Origin of the sequence: Niveispirillum sp. KHB5.9, from assembly GCF_048066115.1 — a bacterium.
Classification (GTDB): Bacteria; Pseudomonadota; Alphaproteobacteria; order Azospirillales; family Azospirillaceae; genus Niveispirillum.
The window spans coordinates 13,091-33,031 of the sequence record NZ_JBLTYX010000037.1 but is presented as its reverse complement, the minus strand read 5'-3'; the positions used below and the strand labels follow the sequence as shown (position 1 = coordinate 33,031).

Annotated in this window: 13 protein-coding genes; 9 read left to right on the top strand and 4 right to left on the bottom strand. The window is 66.4% G+C overall.

The genetic code is table 11. The features are described 5' to 3' along the window. Positions 1–577: 577 nt before the first annotated feature. The gene (locus ACM9HJ_RS29965; RefSeq protein WP_416575475.1) at positions 578–1,954 is read left to right on the top strand and encodes a M23 family metallopeptidase; all 1,377 of its coding nucleotides are present in this window, start codon (positions 578–580) and stop codon (positions 1,952–1,954) included. Positions 1,955–2,020: 66 nt separating this feature from the next. Here the strand turns inward: ACM9HJ_RS29965 and hisC are convergent, their stop codons facing one another. Continuing rightward, the gene (gene hisC / locus ACM9HJ_RS29960; RefSeq protein WP_416575474.1) at positions 2,021–3,079 is read right to left on the bottom strand and encodes a histidinol-phosphate transaminase; all 1,059 of its coding nucleotides are present in this window, start codon (positions 3,077–3,079) and stop codon (positions 2,021–2,023) included. 259 nt (positions 3,080–3,338) lie between these two features. Then, positions 3,339–5,975 (bottom strand): ATP-dependent chaperone ClpB, encoded by a 2,637-nt coding sequence (clpB, locus tag ACM9HJ_RS29955; protein WP_416575473.1) that lies wholly within the window; start codon positions 5,973–5,975, stop codon positions 3,339–3,341. A gap of 93 nt (positions 5,976–6,068) precedes the next feature. Between clpB and ACM9HJ_RS29950 the strand changes: the two genes are divergently transcribed. The 6 genes from ACM9HJ_RS29950 to ACM9HJ_RS29925 all read left to right on the top strand — a co-directional run bounded on the left by ACM9HJ_RS29950 (position 6,069) and on the right by ACM9HJ_RS29925 (position 14,639). Next, a complete protein-coding gene (locus ACM9HJ_RS29950) occupies positions 6,069–6,704 on the top strand; it encodes a methylated-DNA--[protein]-cysteine S-methyltransferase (protein ID WP_416575472.1) in 636 nt (211 codons plus the stop codon). A 245-nt stretch (positions 6,705–6,949) separates the two neighbouring features. Continuing rightward, a complete protein-coding gene (locus ACM9HJ_RS29945) occupies positions 6,950–7,714 on the top strand; it encodes an MOSC domain-containing protein (protein ID WP_416575471.1) in 765 nt (254 codons plus the stop codon). Between the two features lie 158 nt (positions 7,715–7,872). Next, a complete protein-coding gene (locus ACM9HJ_RS29940; protein ID WP_416575470.1) occupies positions 7,873–8,826 on the top strand; it encodes an acetyl-CoA carboxylase carboxyltransferase subunit alpha in 954 nt (317 codons plus the stop codon). A gap of 242 nt (positions 8,827–9,068) precedes the next feature. Beyond that, positions 9,069–9,803, top strand: a complete 735-nt coding sequence (locus ACM9HJ_RS29935) for an ImuA family protein (protein WP_416575469.1) — start codon at positions 9,069–9,071, stop codon at positions 9,801–9,803. Beyond that, the gene (locus tag ACM9HJ_RS29930) at positions 9,736–11,439 is read left to right on the top strand and encodes a Y-family DNA polymerase (RefSeq protein ID WP_416575468.1); all 1,704 of its coding nucleotides are present in this window, start codon (positions 9,736–9,738) and stop codon (positions 11,437–11,439) included. The genes ACM9HJ_RS29935 and ACM9HJ_RS29930 overlap by 68 nt, the downstream gene beginning before the upstream one ends. Then, positions 11,436–14,639, top strand: coding sequence for an error-prone DNA polymerase (locus ACM9HJ_RS29925; RefSeq protein ID WP_416575467.1), 3,204 nt, complete (start codon positions 11,436–11,438; stop codon positions 14,637–14,639). Before ACM9HJ_RS29930 ends, ACM9HJ_RS29925 begins: the two co-directional genes overlap by 4 nt. Before the next feature lie 39 nt (positions 14,640–14,678). On the opposite strand, the gene ACM9HJ_RS29920 is transcribed toward ACM9HJ_RS29925, so the two are convergent. Together ACM9HJ_RS29920 and ACM9HJ_RS29915 are read right to left on the bottom strand one after the other, a co-directional pair. Further along, positions 14,679–15,338 (bottom strand): HAD family hydrolase, encoded by a 660-nt coding sequence (locus ACM9HJ_RS29920; RefSeq protein WP_416575466.1) that lies wholly within the window; start codon positions 15,336–15,338, stop codon positions 14,679–14,681. Positions 15,339–15,352: 14 nt separating this feature from the next. Further along, positions 15,353–16,921 carry a diguanylate cyclase gene (locus ACM9HJ_RS29915; protein WP_416575465.1) on the bottom strand — a complete coding sequence of 523 codons (1,569 nt, stop codon included), beginning with the start codon at positions 16,919–16,921 and terminating at the stop codon, positions 15,353–15,355. Between the two features lie 259 nt (positions 16,922–17,180). Between ACM9HJ_RS29915 and ACM9HJ_RS29910 the strand changes: the two genes are divergently transcribed. Both ACM9HJ_RS29910 and ACM9HJ_RS29905 read left to right on the top strand, forming a co-directional pair. Next, complete coding sequence (locus ACM9HJ_RS29910) at positions 17,181–19,424, top strand: S9 family peptidase (RefSeq protein ID WP_416575464.1); 2,244 nt, start codon at positions 17,181–17,183, stop codon at positions 19,422–19,424. Then, entirely contained in the window at positions 19,421–19,909 is a 489-nt protein-coding gene (locus ACM9HJ_RS29905) for a hypothetical protein (RefSeq protein WP_416575463.1), read from the top strand. The genes ACM9HJ_RS29910 and ACM9HJ_RS29905 overlap by 4 nt, the downstream gene beginning before the upstream one ends. The last annotated feature ends 32 nt before the right edge of the window (positions 19,910–19,941 follow it).

Sequence of the window (19,941 nt, the reverse complement as noted above, 5' to 3'; positions counted from 1 at the left end):
CAAGCAATCAACATTCCCGACAATCAATCACTAATCCTTAAAGAGAAGTGAACAATCATCAGATAAACGATGATCAACTTTTTTCAACAATGTCAGAGGCTTGGAGCCCCGAAGAACCACCGCATCGCCGCTGCCTCATCGGCCGCCTCGCTGCGGGAGCCGGGATATAGACCCGCTGAGCATCGGCTGCAAGCACTAATTTCAGAAAAATGACAATCACTGCGCAGGGCACCTCGCCAGAAACCGTCCACGCGCGCGAGCTTATATATACGCTGAATCGCCTAATCCCGAAGGGCGGCCCCCGTACGGGGGTGGAACAACGAAAGTCGGCGTTGGCCAGCGGTTTTTTTCACCCTGCCTACGTCTTTTTGCTCGCATTCCCCCATAAGGATGGGGATTATGCCGAACGTCGGTGCGGGAAGCACGGGTCCGCTGCGGTAATTGCATTCTTCGATTGAAGAGAGCCATTGACAGTGTCGGAAGCGTCACTTTCGTAACCATCCGCTGAATGTACAGGTTCGGCAGCCAATCGGTCAAAAGCCAGGAGGAGCATCGGGATGGAGGTTGGTCAGTGCTGATGAAGCGTTTTGCGATTGCGACCATTGCCCTGGCCGCCCTTGGGGGCGCCGGGACCGCCGCTTTCCTTCACTCCACCAGCCTGTCCACGTCGAAAACGACGCTGGAAACCACGCCCGCCCTTGCGTCCCTGGATGCCCAGCAGGGCCTTTCCGCCGCTCCGGATGCCTGGGGCGACAGCGAGCAGGCCGCCGATCCCGTTGAACGCCGCCTGGTCAATCTGGGCCGGGGTGAGACCCTGATGCAGGTGCTGCTGGAGGCCGACGTGCCGCAGCCGCATGCGCAGGAGGCCGTGGCCGCCCTGAAGGCCGTCTATGATCCCCGCCGCATGAAGTCGGGCCAGCCGGTCGAGGTGATGTTCGACCGCACCGGGGGCGAGGGCCGATTCGTCGGGTTCGAGTTCCAGCCGGCCGTCGAGCGGTCGGTGTCGGTCAGCTTCAACGGTGTGCGCTTCCAGGCCGCCGAGACGGCGAAGAAGCTGGCCCGCCGCGCCGTGGCGGCCCAGGGTGAAATCCGCTCATCGCTGTTCGAATCGGGTCGCGCCGCCGGCGTGCCGATGAGCGTGCTGACCGAGCTGATCCGCAATTACTCCTATGATGTCGACTTCCAGCGCGACATCCAGCCGGGCGACCGGTTCGAGGTTCTGTACGAGCAGGTGGTGACCGAGGATGGCGAGGTCGCCAGCGGCGGTGGCAACATCCTTTATGCCTCGCTGACCCTATCGGGCAAGGAACAGGCCATCTATCGCTACGAGGACAGCCAGGGCATCGCCGAATTCTTCAATACCCAGGGTTCGTCCATCCGCAAGGCCCTGCTGAAGACCCCGATCGACGGGGCGCGGCTGTCGTCGGGCTTCGGCATGCGCCGCCATCCTGTGCTGGGCTATAGCAAGATGCATAAGGGTGTGGATTTCGCCGCCCCCACAGGGACGCCGATCTATGCCGCCGGTGCCGGCGTCGTGGACGAGGTCGGGCCCAACGGCTCCTACGGTAACTATATCCGCATTCGCCATAATGGTGAGATTTCCACCGCCTATGCCCACATGTCCCGGTTTGGCGCCGGCATGCGCAAGGGCGCGCGCGTGGCCCAGGGCGACGTCATCGGCTATGTCGGCACCACCGGCCGGTCGACCGGCGCCCATCTGCATTATGAGATCGTCAAGGCCGGGCAGCAGGTGAACCCGCTGTCGGTGGCCGTGCCCACGGGCCGCAACCTGGACGGCAAGGAACTGGCCCGTTTCAAGGGCGTGATGGCCAGCCTTCAGGACCGGTTCGAAGCCGGTGGCGACGCGGTGGGCGAAGGCGTCGGACTGGTATCGGCCACGCCGCGGGCCGCCAAGCCGTCCAAATCCAGCTGCGACCGCAAGCGCGGCTGCTGAGCCGCCCAAACAACAAAAAAGCCCGGCCGAAGCGATTCGGCCGGGCTTTTTTGTTGTTTGGGCGGCTCAGGCCAGGACCTCGCCCAGCGCCCCCACTAGGCGCTCGCATTCCGCTTCGGTGCCGATGGTGATGCGCAGGTAATCGCTGATACGGTCCTTGGCGAAATGCCGGACCAGGATGGCGCGGGCACGCAAGGCGGCGGCCAGATCGGCGCCGGCCCGGTCCGGATGGCGGGCGAAGATGAAATTGGCGGATGAGGGCAGCACCTGGAACCCCATCCGCGTCAGGGCCACCGTCAGCTGTTCCCGGCTGGCAATGATCTTCTGGCGGTTCTGGTCGAACCAGTCCTGGTCCTTCCACGCGGCCACCGCCCCGGCCAGGGCCAACCGATCCAGCGGGTAGGAGTTGAAACTGTCCTTCACCCGCTCCAACGCGTCAATCAACGGCCGCTGCCCCACGGCGAAGCCGACACGCAAACCGGCCAGGCTGCGCGATTTGGAGAAGGTGTGGATGACCAGCAGGTTGGGGTATTGGCGGACCAGGGGAATGGCACTGTCGGCGCCGAAATCCACATAGGCCTCGTCGATCACCACCATCTGGTCGGGATGATCGCGCAGCAGCGTCTCGATCGCATCCAGCGGCAGGGCGGTGCCCGTGGGCGCGTTGGGGTTGGGCAGGATGATGGCGCCGCAGGGCCGGCGGTAATCCGCCACCCGCACCCGCATCTCCCCATCCAAGGGCACCGTCTGGAAATTGATGCCATAGAGGCGGCAATAGGTGGGGTAGAAGCTGTAGCTGATATCGGGGAACAGCAGCGGCTGGTCATGGTTCAGCAGGCCCTGGAAACAATGGGCCAGCACCTCGTCGGAGCCATTGCCGACAAACACCTCCCCCACATCCAGACCGTAGCTCTCGGCGATCACCTGGCGCAGGGCCAAACCGGTCGGGTCGGGATAGAGCCGCAGCGTCTCGTTCACCGCTGCGGTGATGGCGGCCACGGCATGGGGGGAGACACCGTAGGGGTTCTCGTTGGTGTTCAGCTTGACCAAACCGTCGATCCGGGGCTGTTCGCCCGCGACATAGGGGGTCAAGGAATGGACGATGGGGCTCCAGAAACGGCTCACGTCGACACCCGGCTCTTGATGGCGCCGCGCAATTCCCGGTTTCTGACCGGTATGGCGGCCGATGCATGTCCAGCCATAGAATAGGGAAACCGGCAGATTGCACTCTGCCGATTTCCCTTATCCGCCATGCGCGCATTTCTCCCTCGAGAAACCGGGCGGCGCCATCCGGCGGCTTGGCTTGCGCGACCACGCGGTCGCAGGCCGGCGGTCGCCGGCCTGCGATGGCATGAGCTATCGCTCACGCCATCGGCACATCCCATCAATGGATGGTCTTGGCCTGTCCCCAGGCCGATTCGCCGGCCGGCGGCAGGGGGCCGTGGGCCGGCTCGCCCTGGATCAGCAAACCATCGCCATTGGCATCGACCTGCACGGACGCGGCAGGCGAGACCTTGCCTTCCAGGATGCGGGTGGCCAGCGGGTTCTGCAATTCCCGCTGGATCACCCGCTTCAGGGGACGAGCGCCATAGACGGGATCGTACCCCTTGTCCGCCAGCCATTCCTTGGCCGCCGGGGTCAGTTCCAGGGTCAGTTCGCGTTCCGCCAGCATTTTGGTCAGGCGTCCCAGCTGCACCTCCACAATGCCCGACATGTTGTGCCGCGACAGGCGGTGGAAGATCAGGATCTCGTCCAGCCGGTTGAGGAATTCCGGGCGGAAGGAGCCGCGCACCACCTCCATCACCTGGCTCCTGGCCGCACTGCTGTCTTCGCCATCCGGCAGGTTCGCCAGGAATTCGGAACCCAGATTCGAGGTCATGATGATCAGCGTGTTACGGAAATCCACCGTGCGGCCCTGGCCATCGGTCAGGCGGCCATCATCCAGCACCTGCAGCAGGATGTTGAACACGTCCGGATGGGCCTTCTCCACCTCGTCGAACAGAACCACCTGATAGGGCCGGCGGCGCACGGCTTCCGTCAGCGCCCCGCCCTCGTCATAGCCGACATAGCCCGGCGGGGCGCCGATCATGCGGCTGACCGCGTGCTTTTCCATGTACTCGGACATGTCCATGCGGACCATCGCCGTCTCGTCATCGAACAGGAACTCGGCCAGCGCTTTCGTCAGCTCCGTCTTGCCCACGCCCGTGGGGCCCAGGAACAGGAAGCTGCCGATGGGGCGGTTGGGGTCCTGCAAACCGGCGCGGGACCGGCGCACGGCATTGGCCACGGCCACCACCGCCTCCTCCTGGCCGATGACGCGGCTGCCCAGATGGGTTTCCATGGCCAGCAGCTTCTCGCGCTCCCCGGTCAGCATCTTGTCCATGGGGATGCCGGTCCAGCGGCTGACCACAGCGGCGATGTCCTGCTCGCGCACCGCCTCGTTCAGCATGCGGTGCTGGCTGGCGGCCTCGGCATCAGCCAGGCGCTTCTCCAGGTCGGGGATGCGGCCATAGGTGATCTCACCAGCCCGTGCCCAGTCGCCCGAGCGCTGCGCCTGTTCCAGCTCGGCCCGCGCCCGCTCCAGCTCCTCCTTCAGCTTCTGCGCACCGGTCAGCGTGTCCTTCTCCGCCTGCCACTGTGCGGTCAGGGTGCCGGATTTCTGCTCCAGCTCGGCCAGCTCCGTCTCCAGCTTCTCCAGCCGGTCGCGTGAGCCCTGGTCGGTCTCGCGCTTCAGCGCCTCGCGTTCGATCTTCAGCTGGATGATGCGGCGGTCCAGCTCATCGATGGCTTCCGGCTTGCTGTCCACCACCATGCGCAGGCGCGAACCGGCCTCGTCGATCAGGTCGATGGCCTTGTCGGGCAGGAACCGGTCGGTGATGTAGCGGTTGGACAGGGTAGCGGCCGACACGATGGCGCTGTCGGTGATGCGCACGCCATGGTGCAGCTCGTACTTCTCCTTCAGGCCGCGCAGGATGGAGATGGTGTCCTGAACCGTCGGCTCCGCCACGAACACCGGCTGGAAGCGCCGCGCCAGCGCCGGGTCCTTCTCGATATATTTGCGATACTCGTCCAGCGTCGTGGCGCCCACGCAATGCAGCTCCCCGCGGGAAAGTGCGGGCTTCAGCATGTTGGACGCATCCATGGCGCCGTCGGCCTTGCCGGCCCCGACCAGGGTGTGCAGCTCGTCGATGAAGACGATGATCTCACCGGCCGCCGACTGGATCTCCGACAGCACGGCCTTCAGCCGCTCCTCGAACTCGCCCCGGAACTTGGCGCCGGCCACCAGGGCGCCCAGGTCCAGGGACAGCAGGCTCTTGGTCTTCAATCCTTCCGGCACGTCGCCATTGACGATGCGCAGGGCCAGACCCTCGACAATGGCGGTCTTGCCCACGCCGGGCTCGCCGATCAGGACGGGATTGTTCTTGGTGCGCCGCGCCAACACCTGGATGGTGCGGCGGATTTCCTCGTCACGGCCGATGACCGGGTCCAGCTTGCCGTCACGCGCCGCCTGGGTCAGGTCGCGGGCGTATTTCTTCAGCGCGTCATAGGCCTGTTCGGCAGACGCGCTGTCGGCGGTGCGGCCCTTGCGCAGACTGTTGACAGCCTCGTTCAGCTTCTGCGGGGTAACACCGGCATCGGCCAGTGCCTTGGCGGCATCGGTGCCCGTGGTCAGCGCCAGCGCCAGCAGCAGCCGTTCGACGGTGACGAAGCTGTCGCCAGCCTTTTTGGCCAGCTCGCCCGCCTGTTCGAAGGTGCGGACCAGTTCACGCGTGGCGAAAATCTGAGTATTGCCGCCTTCCACCTTGGGCAGCTTGCGCAGAGCCGCATCGATTCCGGCATTGGCCTTGGCGGCATCACCGCCGGCAGAGGCGATCAGGTTGGCGGCCATGCCCTCCTGGTCCTCCAGCAGCGCCTTCAACAGATGTTCGGGTGTCAGCTGCTGATGCCCGGCGCGGGCGGCGGCACCCTGTGCGGCCTGGATGAAACCCTGGGCGCGCTCGGTATAATTCTTGAAATCCATAACCCTCATACTCCCCGACATTGCCCCATCGTCCCCGCTGGGCCCGACAGATGCGATGATCCACGATTGTGCGATCCGGGAGGATCGTCATTGATGTGGGTAGGGGATCAGAATGCCACAAGGGGGGCGACGGCAGGGTCCGTACTGTCTATCCTGTCCGCCATGAGCGACCGTTTCTTTCACCTTTTCGAAACGCCCGTCGGCCCCTGCGCCATCGCCTGGGGGCCGGATGGCTTGCTGGCCGTGCGCCTGCCCGCGACGGAGGGGGCCGACCTGCCCAGCCGCATGCGCAAGGCCGTGCCGGGGGCGGAACCGGGAGAGCCGACGGGAGAGGCCGCGGCGGCCATCGCCGGCATCCGCGCCCTGCTGGCCGGCGACAAGCGCGACCTGCTGGAAATCCGCCTGGACATGGCCGCCACCGGCCCCTTCGACCTTGCCGTCTATGCCATCGCCCGTGCCATCCCGCCGGGCCGAACCCTGACCTATGGCGAGGTGGCCAAACGTATGCCGCTGCACGTGCTGGGCGATATGCAGCCCCATACCGTGCCGCGTGCCGTGGGGCAGGCATTGGGCCGCAATCCCTGGCCCATCGTCGTGCCCTGCCACCGGGTGATGGCGGCCGGCGGCGGCACGGGTGGTTTTTCAGCGCCAGGCGGGGTGGACACCAAGCTGACCCTGCTGCGCATCGAAGGTGCGGTGGTGCCGGCGCAGCAGCTGGGCCTGTTCTGACGTATACCAAGTCTCGGTGATCGTCACCGATCACCGACCTCAGTCGCCGGCGCTGCCATCCGGCAGCTTGGCTACGCGGCACTTGCCGCGCGGCGGCAGTCGCCGCCGTACCAAATCCCGGTGAGTTAATCTCACCGGGATTTGGCTCACACGGTTGCCTGGCCCGATCATGAAACCGAATTACCGGTTTTGGCCCATTGTCGCGGTTGCGCCGTGACCGCAGGGCGGATTATTCTGCCGCCATCATGTCCGCGACGCTCCATGCCATCCATTATTATCCGGTGAAGGGTCTTTCGGCCCAGAAGCTGGATACCGTCACCCTGACGCCGGGCGGCTGCCTGCCGCATGACCGGCGCTTCGCCATTCTGCACCGGGCGACGCATTTCGACCCGCTGGCCCCGGCCTGGAAGCCGAAGACCAACTTCCTGGTCCTGCTGCGGGATGAGAAGCTGGCGACTTTGCAGGCGGTGTTCGATCCCGCCACCTGCATGCTGGTGCTGAACCGCAATGGCAAGCGTGTGGCCGGCGGTCGCATCGACACGCCCACAGGACGGCTGCTGATCGACCAGTTCCTGTCGGCCTATATGAAGGATGCGGCCGCCCCCGGCCCCTTCAAGATCGTGGAAAGCCCCGGGCATAATTTCACCGACATACCGGACAAGGCCGTGTCGCTGCTGAACCTGGCCAGCGTCAAGGATATCGAACGGGTGACACAGCGCCCCGTCGATCCCCTGCGTTTCCGTGCCAACCTGCATCTGGCGGGCCTGGTGCCCTGGGCCGAGATGGGCTGGGTCGACAAGCGCATCGCCATCGGCAACACGGTGCTGTCGGTGTTCAAGACCACGACGCGTTGTGCCGCGGTGGAGGTGAACCCCGCCACGGGCGAGCGCGACATGGCGCTGCTGAAGGCGCTGAAAAGCGGATTCGAGCATGTGGTCTGCGGCGTCTATGCCCGGATCGAACAGGGCGGAGAGATCAAGGCCGGGGATCAAGTGCGCATCCTGGATTGATTTCCTTGTTCCCTCAGGCGCCGGGCCGGCAGTCGCCGGCCTCCAGCGGTCACCGCAGATGACCGTTGGCACCACCCCTGCGCACACACACTATGGCCCTCGGCCCCGTCCCGTGCTAATCAGCCCGCTTCAGTGCCAAGGGCGGAACCGTCACGTCGATGCATTTCCTTGAATTCGAAAAGCCGATCGCGGAGCTGGAATCCAAGATCGAGGAGTTGCGCCATCTGGCCGATGGCGGCGATCTGAACATCGCCGACGAGGTGCGCAAGCTTCAGGACAAGGTGGACAAGCTGTTGCGGGCCACCTACGCCAAGCTGACTCCGGCGCAGAAGGTGCAGGTGGCCCGCCACCCCAACCGGCCGCACTGCCTGGACTATGTCGAGGCGCTGATCACCGATTTCACGCCGCTGGCCGGCGACCGGCTGTTCGGTGAGGACCGGGCCGTCATCGGCGGGCTGGGCCGTTTCCGTGGCCGTTCCGTGGTCGTCATCGGCCAGGAGAAGGGCAACGACACCGAAAGCCGAGTGAAGCACAATTTCGGCATGGCCAAGCCGGAAGGTTACCGCAAGGCCCAGCGCCTGATGGCCATGGCCGACCGCTTCCACCTGCCCGTCATTTCCCTGGTCGATACGGCCGGCGCCTTCCCCGGCGTCTCGGCGGAGGAGCGCGGCCAGGCCGAGGCCATCGCCAAGTCGATCGAAAGCTGCCTGCGCCTCAACGTGCCGATGGTGTCCACCATCATCGGCGAGGGCGGGTCGGGCGGGGCCATCGCCATCGCCGCGGCCGACCGCGTGCTGATGCTGGAACATTCGATCTATTCGGTGATCTCGCCGGAAGGCTGCGCCTCCATCCTCTGGCGTTCGGCCACCAATGCCGCCGACGCGGCCACGGCCCTGCGCCTGACCGCCCAGGACCTGAAGGAACTGGCGGTCATCGACCGCGTGGTGATGGAACCGATCGGCGGCGCCCATCGCCGGCGTGAGGAAACCATCACCGCGCTGGGCAATGCCATCGAGGATGCGCTGGATGGCTTGCGCGGCCAGGACGGCGCCACCCTGCGCCAGAACCGCCGCCAGAAGTTCCTGGACATGGGCCAGAAGGGTCTGGGCTGATCCCCGGTCCATCGGCGCGGCACCGGCCGCGCCGATCCCCCTTTCTCCATATTTGAAAATGCAAGCCGCTGCCTTGAGGGCACACGGACCATCGGCATTTGCCGATGAAGGCCGACGACTGCCGGCCCGCGACCGCGTGGTCGCGTGAGCCAAGCCGACGGATGTCGGCGCCCGGCGCCTGAGGGAACAAACAAAACAGATTCAGTACTTGCAAAAAGGAACAAAACAAGAACAATAAGCCCATGACCGACACGATCCCCACCATCGCCGCCCTGCGGGAGCGGCTGTCCATCATGGACCGGGTGCGCCCGCCCAAGGGGCGGACGGCCTTGTCCCTGGGACTGCCCGCGCTGGATGGGGCCCTGCCGGGCGGGGGGCTGGTGCGGGGCGGCATGCATGAATTCCTGCCGGCCCCGGGCGATGCCGGGGCACATGGTTACGTGGCCTCCATCCTGTCAGGCCTGCCGCCTGGCCCCATCCTCTGGTGCCGGCATAAGGACAAGGGCGATCCGCTGGGCCTGGCCGACATGCCCTATGGGCCGGGTCTGGCCGCCATGGGGCTGGACCCCGGCCGCCTGATCCTGCTGCGCCCCGCCAGTGCCGACGATGCGCTCTGGGTGCTGGAGGAGGCGCTGCGCTGTCCGGCCCTGGCCGCCGTGGTCGGTGACGGGTTGCTGCCCGGCCCAGTGGCGGGGCGGCGGCTGCAACTGGCGGCGGAGGATGGGGGCGGGCTGGGCCTGCTGATCCTGCCGCCTTTGGCCCGACCGCCGCCATCGACGGCGCTGACCCGCTGGCATGTCGCGTCCGCACGCGACGCCCCGGCGCATGAGGAGGGGGGAAGGCCCCGCTGGCTTGTGTCATTGCTCCGCTCAAGGGGTGGGGGTTCGGGACGATGGGAGGTTGCCTGGGATGACGCGGCGTTTCGTCTCCATCTGGCTCAGCCGCTGGCCGACGGACCAGTGGCGGCGGCGCAATAAGGTGGAAGCCTTGTCCGGCCCGCTGGCCTTGACGCTGGCGGGACAGGGCGGCATCCGCCTTCATGCCGTGGACGCGCTGGCCAGTGCCGACGGGTTGCGGCCCGGCCTCCTGCTGGCCGATGCCCGCGCGCTGTGCCCCGGCCTGAAGGCCATGCCGGCCGATATCGGGGCCGACCGCGCCGCTCTGGTCCGTCTGGCCGTCTGGGCCCAGCGCTATACGCCGCAGGCGGCAACCGACGGAACCGATGGTCTGGTGCTGGACATCACGGGATGCGCCCATCTGCTGGGTGGGGAGGAAGGGGTGCTGGCCGATCTGGGCGAAAGGCTGGGCCGTGCCGGCCTGACCCACCGGCTGGGCCTGGGCGACAGCGCCGCCGCCGCCTGGGGCTGGGCCCGGCACCGGCCGGCCGGCGCCGGGCCCGTCCTGCCCACGGGTACCAGCACCTGGGCCAGCCTGCTGCCCCTGCCCCTGGCCGCCCTGCGGCTGGATGACGGGATGGCCGAGGATCTGGCGCGGGTGGGTCTGCGCAGCGTCGGCGACCTGCAGCGCCAGCCCCGCGCCGGGCTGGTCGCCCGCTATGGCACGGGACCGGTGCGGCGGCTGGACCGGATGCTGGGCCTGTCCGGCGATCCCGTCGCCCCGCAGGCCGCCACCCCGCTCTGGCGCGTACGCCTGTCCTTTCCTGAACCCATCGCCACCCGCGACGCGATCGAGGCGGCGACCCTGTCGCTGCTGCGCGACCTCTCCGCCCGGCTGGAAGGGGCGGGTCGCGGTGCCCGGCGCCTGTCGCTGACCTGCTTCCGCACCGATGCCACCACCCAGGATGTCGCCATCGGCACCGCCCGTCCGGCCCGCGATCCCCAGGCGCTGCTGAAACTGTTCCGTGAGCGCTTCGACCAGGTGGAGCCGGGCTTCGGCATCGAGATCATGCAGCTTGTGGCCACCTCCACGGATGTGTTCACCGCCGAACAGGCCGGCCTGGCCGTGGGCGGCGGTGACGCCTTCGCCCTGACCGGGCTCTTGGACCGGCTGGTCAACCGGCTGGGCGAGGATCAGGTGGGCCGCCCGCAGCCGCGCGACACCCATCGGCCGGAACTGGCCATGGAACTGGCGGGGGAGATGGAGGCGGAGGGAACACCAGAAGCACTCCCTCCTTCCACGATCCCTCGTCATCCCGGCGAAAGCCGGGACCCAGGGGCCACAGGACCTTCGCTGAACGCCGTCCCCGCCAAACCCGCCGACAGGTCGGGCACCCCGCCCCTGGCTCCCGGCTTGCGCCGGGATGACGGAAAGGGGGAAAGCGGCGGGGAGGAAAAGACCCCCTGGCCCAAACCCCAGCCCAACCGCCCGCCCCCGGCCCGCCCCCGCACCTGGCGGATGGAGGGGCCCCGCCCGATGCTGCTGCTGCATCCGCCCGAACCCGTGGAGATGGCCGACGGTCTGCACTGGCGCGGCAAGCGCCTGACCATCGATTGGCTGGAAGGGCCGGAACGTATCCGGCCCGACTGGTGGCGGGCCCGTACCGGCCCGACGCGCGATTATTACCGCGCGCAACTGGCCGATGGCCGCCGCCTCTGGCTGTTCCGCACCGTGGATGATCGGGCCTGCTGGTATCTGCACGGGCTGTGCGCATGAACGCGCCCGATTATGTCGACCTGCAGGTCACCAGCAATTTCAGCTTCCTGCGCGGCGGTTCCCACCCGCATGAGCTGGTGCTGGCCGCCGCCGGGCTGGGGCGCAGGGCAATTGCCATCACCGACCATGACAGTCTGGCCGGGGCCGTACGCATGCATGTGGCCTGCAAACAGCATCGCATGCGGCTGATCGTGGGCTGCCGCCTGACCCTGACCGATGGGCTGCCCGTCCTGTGCTATCCCACCGACCGCGCCGCCTATGGCCGCCTGACACGGCTGCTGACGCTGGGCAAGCGGCGCGGGGCCAAGGGGGAATGCCACCTGTCCCTGGCCGACCTTGCCGTCTGGGCCGAGGGTCTGATCCTGGCCGTGCTGGCGCCGGCGGAACGGCCGACGCCGAAGCGGCTGGCGGCCTTGTCCGCCATGCTGGACCGGTTCAAATCCCTGCCCGCCGCCGGGCTTTATCTGGCCGCCGCCGCCCTCTACCAGGGCTATGACCGGTCCCGCATCCGGCAACTGGGCGATCTGGCCGACCGTCATGGCATCGGGCTGCTGGCCACGCAGGATGTGCGCTACCACCATCCCGACCGGCAACGGCTGCACGATATCCTGACCTGCATCCACCATGGCCGTACCCTGGCCAATGCCGGCCGCTGCCTGCCGCCGCATGCCGAGCATTACCCCAAGCCCGCCGACGCGATGGCCGCGCTGTTCGCCGACCGGCCCGACGCCCTGGCCCATACGCTCGCCATCGCCGAACGCTGCCGGTTCAGCATGGATGAGCTGAAATACGACTACCCGATCGACCCCATCCCCGATGGCCGCACCCCGCAGGAGGAACTGGAGCGGCTGACCTGGGAGGGGGCGAAGAAATATTATCGGCAGGATGTGCCGGAGAAGGTCCGGCAATTGCTGGAATATGAGTTCGACCTGATCGGCCGGCTTAAATACGCGCCCTATTTCCTCACCGTTTACGACATCGTGCGTTTCGCCAGATCCAAGGACATCCTTTGCCAGGGTCGGGGGTCGGCGGCCAATTCCGCCGTCTGTTTCTGCCTGGGCATCACCTCGGTCAACCCCGACCAGAACGAGCTGCTGATCGAACGTTTCATCTCCGAGGAACGCGGCGAGCCGCCCGACATCGATGTCGATTTCGAGCATGAGCGGCGGGAGGAGGTGATGCAGTATATCTATGAAAAATATGGCCGTGACCATGCCGGGCTGGTGGCCACCGTCATCTGCTATCGCTCGCGCATGGCCATCCGCGAGGTGGGCAAGGTGCTGGGCCTGTCGGACGATGTCATCGGCGCCCTGGTCCGCCTGGGCTGGAACCGGCATAGCAGCAACCACGAGACCACGGCACGGGAGGCGGGGCTGGACCCCAACGACCCGACGCTGGCGCTGTGCATGGAGCTTGCCTATGACCTTCGCGGCTTTCCCCGTCATTTGTCGCAGCATGTCGGCGGCTTCGTCATTTCCCGTTCCCGCCTGGATGAGCTGGTGCCCATCGAGAATGCCGCGATGGAGGATCGCACCGTCGTCGAATGGGACAAGGACGATGTCGACGCCCTGGGCCTGCTGAAGATCGATGTGCTGGCCCTGGGCATGCTGTCCTGCATGCGCCGCGGGCTGGAGATGCTGGGCCAGCGGCTGGGCCGGCCCCTGGTCCTGACCGATATTCCGCAGGATGACCGTGAAACCTATGAGATGATCTGCAAGGCCGACACGATCGGCGTGTTCCAGATCGAAAGCCGGGCGCAGATGTCCATGCTGCCGCGCCTGCGCCCCAAGGTGTTCTATGATCTGGTGATCGAGGTCGCCATCGTCCGCCCCGGTCCCATCCAGGGAGACATGGTGCATCCCTATCTGAAGCGACGTCGAGGGGATGAGAAAGTCACCTTTCCCAAGCCGGAGCTGGAGAATGTGCTGAAACGCACCCTGGGCGTACCCTTGTTCCAGGAACAGGCCATGAGCATGGCCATCGTCGCCGCCGGCTTCTCCCCCGGCCGCGCCGACCAGCTGCGCCGCGCCATGGCCACCTTCAAGAAGACCGGCGGGGTGGGGGCGTTCGAGACGGAGTTCATCCAGGGCATGATCGGCAAGGGATATGAGCCCGACTATGCAGCCCGCTGCTTCAAGCAGATCCAGGGCTTCGGCAGCTACGGCTTCCCCGAAAGCCACGCGGTCAGCTTCGCCCAGCTGGCCTATGCCTCCTCCTGGCTGAAATGCCATCACCCGGCGATCTTCGCCTGCGCGCTTTTGAACAGCCAGCCCATGGGTTTCTACCAGCCCGCACAGATCGTGCGCGATGCGGCGGAGCACAAGGTGGAGATACGGCCGGTGGATATCAACCGCTCGGAATGGGACTGCACCCTGGAGGAAGGGCGCGGCGGCCCGGCCCTGCGTCTGGGTTTCCGACAGGTGAAGGGGCTGCGGCAGGAAGCGGCGATCGCCATCGCCCAGGCGCGTAACGGCGGCTATGACACGATCCGCGACCTGTGGCGGCGCACGGGTTTGGCCGTGTCGGTGCTGGAACGGCTGGCCGATGCCGATGTCTTCGCCCCGCTGGGCCAGGACCGGCGCCAGGCCCTGTGGGAGGTAAAGCGGCTGGGCGGCAAACCCCTGCCTTTGTTCCAGGCGGCCGAGGGTGCCCGGCGCATCGGCGACAACCGCCCGCCCGTCGATATGGGGGACGAGCCGGAGGCGATGCTGCCCGCGCTCGCCATCGGCGAACAGGTCTGGGCCGATTACCGCACCCAGGGGCTGAGCCTGCGTGCCCATCCGCTGGCCCTGCTGCGCACCACCATGACCGGGCTAGGCATGATGCCGACCAAGGCGCTGGGTGATGCCAAGCCCGGCACCATGATCAATACCGCCGGCCTGACCCTGGTGCGCCAGCGGCCGGGCACGGCGTCGGGCGTGATCTTCGTGACGCTGGAGGATGAGACGGGCATCGCCAATCTCGTCGTCTGGAACTCCGTTATGGAACGGTTCCGCCGCACCCTGATGACCGCTACCCTGATGGGTGTGCGCGGGCGGTTGCAGCGCGAGGGGGATGTGATCCATGTCGTGGCCGAACGGCTGATCGACCTGTCACCCCATCTGCACGCCCTGAACGAGGGACCGTCGGCCGCCAACGACCTGTCCCTGCCCGACGCATTGCCGGCGCAGGTGTTCGGGGAGGGACGGAATTTCCATTGAGAAGCGGTTTTACGCTGACTGGAAACAGGCGCCAGCCCCTCACCCCAGCAGCGCCCGCACCCCATGCAGATCATCCGCCACATGCAGGGCCAGACGGCGCATCTCGTCGGTGGCGGGCAGCAGGTCGGGCACCATCACTGCCATCATCCCGGCGCCATGGGCGGAGCGGATGCCGTTATGGCTGTCCTCCAGCGCCAGGCAATGGACGGGATCGACACCCAGCAACCCCGCCGCCGTCAGATAGGGCTCCGGATGCGGCTTGCCGCAGGTCACGTCGTCACGGGTGACGATGGCCTTGAAACGGTGATGGATGCCGACATGGCGCAGATGTTCGTCCGCCTTGGCCCGGCCGGTGGAGGTCGCCACCGCCTTGGGCAGGCCCAGCGTCTCCAGCCGGTCCAGCAGTTCGACCACGCCCTTCATCATCTCCACGCCCTGGCGCAGCGCTTCCATCCGGGGCATGAAATGGCTGCGGAAACGGTCGAACCCGTCCTGCCCGCCGAAATAACCCTTCAGCATCTCGAAGGTTTCCGGCCAGGGCGTGCCGATGATGCCGGCATAGAAATCATCGCCCATGGGCAGGCCGATATCCATGGCCGCGCCCAGCGTCGCCTCGCGCACATGGCGTTCGGTATCGATCAGCAGCCCGTCCATGTCGAAGATCACGGCATGGACGGGACGCGGGAAGGCAGGAAACATAATGGGAAGGTGCCTCAGGAAACGGTGATGCGGGACGCTTCCACGCGGTTGCGGCCCAGCTGCTTGGCCTGATACAGCGCCTGGTCGGCGCGGTCCAGCAGCTCCGCCAGGCTTTCCCCCTCGCCCCGCCAGGTGGCGACACCGATGCTGGTGGTCAGCGGAATGGCCTTGTCCTCATGCAGGACGGGGTGGCTGCCGATGGATGCCCGGATGCGCTCCGCCACCAGCGTGGCCGCCGCCAGTTCCGACTCGGGCAGCAGCACCACCAGTTCCTCCCCGCCGAAACGGGCCAGACTGTCGGTGGTGCGCAACGCGGAGGCCGCCCGTTCGGCCGCCACCCGGATGGCCGTGTCGCCGGCGGCATGGCCATAACCGTCATTGATGCGCTTGAACTGGTCCAGATCCAGCAGCAGCAGGGAGAAGGGCCGGCCATAGCGCGTCGACCGGTCCCATTCCGCCTCCGCCAGCTCCATGAAGCGGCGGCGGTTCAGGATGCCGGTCAGACTGTCGATGCTGGCCAGCGTTTCCAGCTTGGCATTGGCTTCCGACAATTCGCGGGTCCGCTCCGCCACGCGATGTTCCAGCGTCTGGGCCAGAGCCCGCAGATCGGTATTGGCCTGGCTCAGCTGTTCATAGAGCACCAGATTGACCAGCCCGCCCGCGAACTTCGCGGTCAGCACGCCCAGCATCTCCGCATCCGCCGGCAGCAGGGGCCGGTCGAAATCCAGCAGCGCCAGGAAGGCGCCGCCATCGGGGCCGGGCATGTAGAGGATGGCCGTGCGCCCATCCACGCCCGTGCGCTTGGCCACCAGGGCCGCCGTCAGCCGGACATGCAGGGCGCTTGTCGCCGGCACGGTGCCTGTGCCGGCAAACCCGCCCGTGGCGGCCAGGGGCCGGAAGCGGGTGCCGCCGATGGACCAGCCCTCCACCCCTTCCACGACACAGGCCAAGCCGCTGGCATTGGCGCCCAGGATGGGGCCCACCTGTTCCAGCACGGTCTGGGCATAGGCTTCCAGCCCCATGTCCGGGCGCAGCCGATCGTCCAGCGCGATCATGCGGCGCAGGCCGCGGCGGTTGGCCTCGATCGTCGTGATGCTGTCATAGGCGCGCAAGGCCGCGATCACCGTGGTGAACAGCTTCTGCGAAGTCAGTTCCGTCTTGGCCTTGTAGTCGTTGACGTCGTAATCGACGATCACGCGTTCTTCCGGTGCCTGCCCCGGCTGGCCGGTGCGCAGGATGATGCGCACGGCCGTGTCGCCCAGATTCTGGCGGATGGCACGCACTAGCCGCAGGCCGGCATCATCCGTCTCCATCACCACATCCAGCAGCACCAGGGCGACAGAGGCCTCTGTCGCCAGCATGGTCAGGGCCTGGGATGCGGAATAGGCCGACAGCAGTTCCAGCGGCCGGTCGCGGAAACGCACCTTGCGCAGGGCGTAGCGGGTGACGGAATGCACCTCTTCGTCATCATCGACGATCAGGATGCGCCAAGGCGGGCCGTCCGGCTGGCGGCTTTCCGTCGACACGGCCGGCGCACCCTTCAGGGTGCCATCCTCCGCGAACAGGAAATCGTCATCGACCAAAGGTCACGCCCCGTCCCGTCAGCTGTTCCAGAGGGTGCTTCTGACCCAGGGGAACCGAAACAAGAGTACGCCGCTCCACCCGCTCCCCCGCTTTCGGTGGTGAACGGACGGGCGACTGCCTGTACTGGGTACCACCATAAAGCGTTTTAGGGGCCGACGCCCGCCCTAAATGATGGGTTCGCCAGGATTTCACCGTTGGCGGGTTGGGCCGGCTTGCCTATCCTGCCGGCAACCGCAATCCGTGAAAGGGCGCGCCATCATGTCGTCGGGTGACCATTCCAAGGGGGGGCCGAAGCGGCCCGGCATCCTGATCCTGTTCGCCGCCCTGGTCGGGGCCACCACGCTGGCCTATGTGACGCTGCCGAGGAACCACGCCGAAATGCCTGCCGAAACCGCCCCCCAGGCCAGCGCCGATCTGCCGCCCTTGCGCCAGAGCCTGTTCCCCGCCCCGCCGGTGGCCAAGCAGATCCCCGTCACCCATGTCCGCCATGGCGACACCTGGACCGACCCCTATGACTGGCTGCGCGACAAGGATTATCCCAAGGTCGACGATCCGGACGTGCTGGATTACCTGAAGGCGGAAAACGCCTATACCGATCAGGTCCTGGGCAAGGAGGAGGATGGCCTGCGCGCCAGCCTGTTCGCCGAGCTGAAGGGCCGCGTGAAGGAGGATGATACCGGCGTGCCCTATCCGCGCGGGGGATACATCTACCAGTCGCGCTTCGCCGCCGGCCAGGACCACCCCACCTTCGTGCGCCGCGCCAAGGGTGAGGCCGAGGGGTCGGAGAAGACCATCCTGGACGTCAACGAACTGGCCAAGGGCAAGGAGTTCTACGATGTCGAGGCGCTGGAACCCAGCCCCGACGGCCGCTATCTGGCCTACAGCTTCGACGATAACGGCTCGGAAAACTTCACCATCGTCGTGAAAGACCTGACGAATGGTGAGTTCGTGGGCCAGCCCATTGCCGGCACGTCCGGCTCCGTCGTCTGGGCCGCCGACAACAAGACCCTGTTCTATGTGCTGAAGGATGAAAGCCAGCGACCCAAGCAGGTGATGCGCACGTCGTTGGGCGCCAAGGCCGATGCCGGCGTGCTGGTCTATGAGGAGAAGGACCCGTCCTGGTGGGTCGGCATCGGCGAGAGCCAGTCCGGCCGCTTCATCGAGATCGGGTCGGGCACGCTGGTCTCGTCGGAAACCCTGCTGATCCCGTCCGACAACCCCACGGCCAAGCCCAAGGCCGTCATCCCGCGTCGGGAGAACCATCTCTATTCCGTGGCCGACCAGGGCGACAGCCTGTGGATTCTGTCCAACGACAAGCACCTGAATTTCCGCCTGCTGAAGACGCCGATCAATGACTGGTCTGAGAAGAGCTGGACGGAGGTGATGGCGGGGGCCGACAATCAGTATCTGACCGGTCTGCTGTCCCTGAAAGACTGGCTGGTGGTGTTCGGCCGCCAGGATGGCACCCAGCAGGTCTGGGTGCTGGATGCCAAGGGCGCCAGCCACACCATCACCTTCCCCGACGCGGCCTTCGCCGTCTCCGGCCTGAACAACGAGGAGTATGAGACGGGTACGCTGCGCGTGCGTTACCACTCGCTGGTCACGCCGCCCACCGTATTCGACTATGACCTGGCGGCCCGCACCCTGACCACCCGCAAGGTGCAGGAAATCCCCAGCGGCTATGATCCCGCCCTCTATACCTCGGAACGGCTGATGGCCCCGGCGCGCGATGGCACGCCGATCCCCGTCTCCATCGTCTATCGCAAGGATCTGGTGAAGGACGGCAAGGCCCCGCTGCATCTCTATGGCTACGGTTCCTATTCCATCGCCATGGAACCAGGCTTCTCCCCCAACCGTATCGGTCTGCTGGATCGCGGCTTCGTCTATGCCATCGCCCATATCCGCGGGGGCGAGGAGATGGGCCGGCCCTGGCACGATGCCGGGCGCCTGACCAACAAGCCCAACACCTTCAACGATTTCCTGGATGTGGCCGAATTCCTGGTGGCCCAGAAATTCACCAGCCCCGGCCAGATCAGCATCGAGGGCGGGTCGGCCGGCGGCACCCTGATGGGGGCGGTTTTGAACATGGCGTCCGACGGCATGTTCGCCGGCGCCGTGGCGCATGTGCCCTTCGTCGATGTGCTGAACACCCTGTTCGACGACACGCTGCCGCTGACCACGGGCGATTATCCGGAATGGGGCAATCCCAGCATTCCGGAGATCTACAAGGTCATGAAGACCTACAGCCCCTATGACAATGTCACCCGCCGGCCCTATCCGCCGATCCTGATCACCGCCGGCCTGAACGATTACCGCGTCACCTATTGGGAGCCGGCCAAGTGGGCGGCCAGGCTGCGCGCCTACAAGACCGACGACAATGTCCTGATGCTGAAGACGGAGATGAGTGCCGGCCATGGCGGCTCCACCGGCCGCTTCGACAAGCTGAAGGAAGTGGCGGTGGCCCAGGCCTTCATCCTGCGCGCCCACGGAATGTCGAAGTGAGCGAGCCCGGCCGGTACCCGGCCGACAGCCTGAAGGCCGACGCGTTGCGTGCCGGCCTGGGTCTGGCGGTGACGCTGGGTCCGCTGGCCCTGGTCGGGTTCGACGCCCATCCGCTGGTGGCGGTGCCGCTGCTGGCGGGTGCGGGGCTGTTCGGATGGCTGGGGCTGCGCACGCTGGCCCGCCGGGGCGCGTATTGCCGGCTGTCCGACCAGGGGCTGGTCATGCCCCGCGGGTTCTTCATGGTGATGGTCCGTTGGGACCAGATCACGGGCGTGAAGCTGCGTTACTATTCCACGAAGAAGGACAAATCGGGAGGCTGGATGCAATTGACCATCCAGGCCGGCCGGGGGCGTTACAGCATCGAAAGCCAGTTGGTGGGCTTCGATGCCATAACGGCAAGGGTGGCGGAACTGGTCGTGGAGCGCGGCCTGCCCGTGGATGAGACGACGAAGGAGAATTTCCTGTCGCTGGGCCATTACATGTGAAATCTCGCCATCGCCCGCTTGCGGGAGAGGGA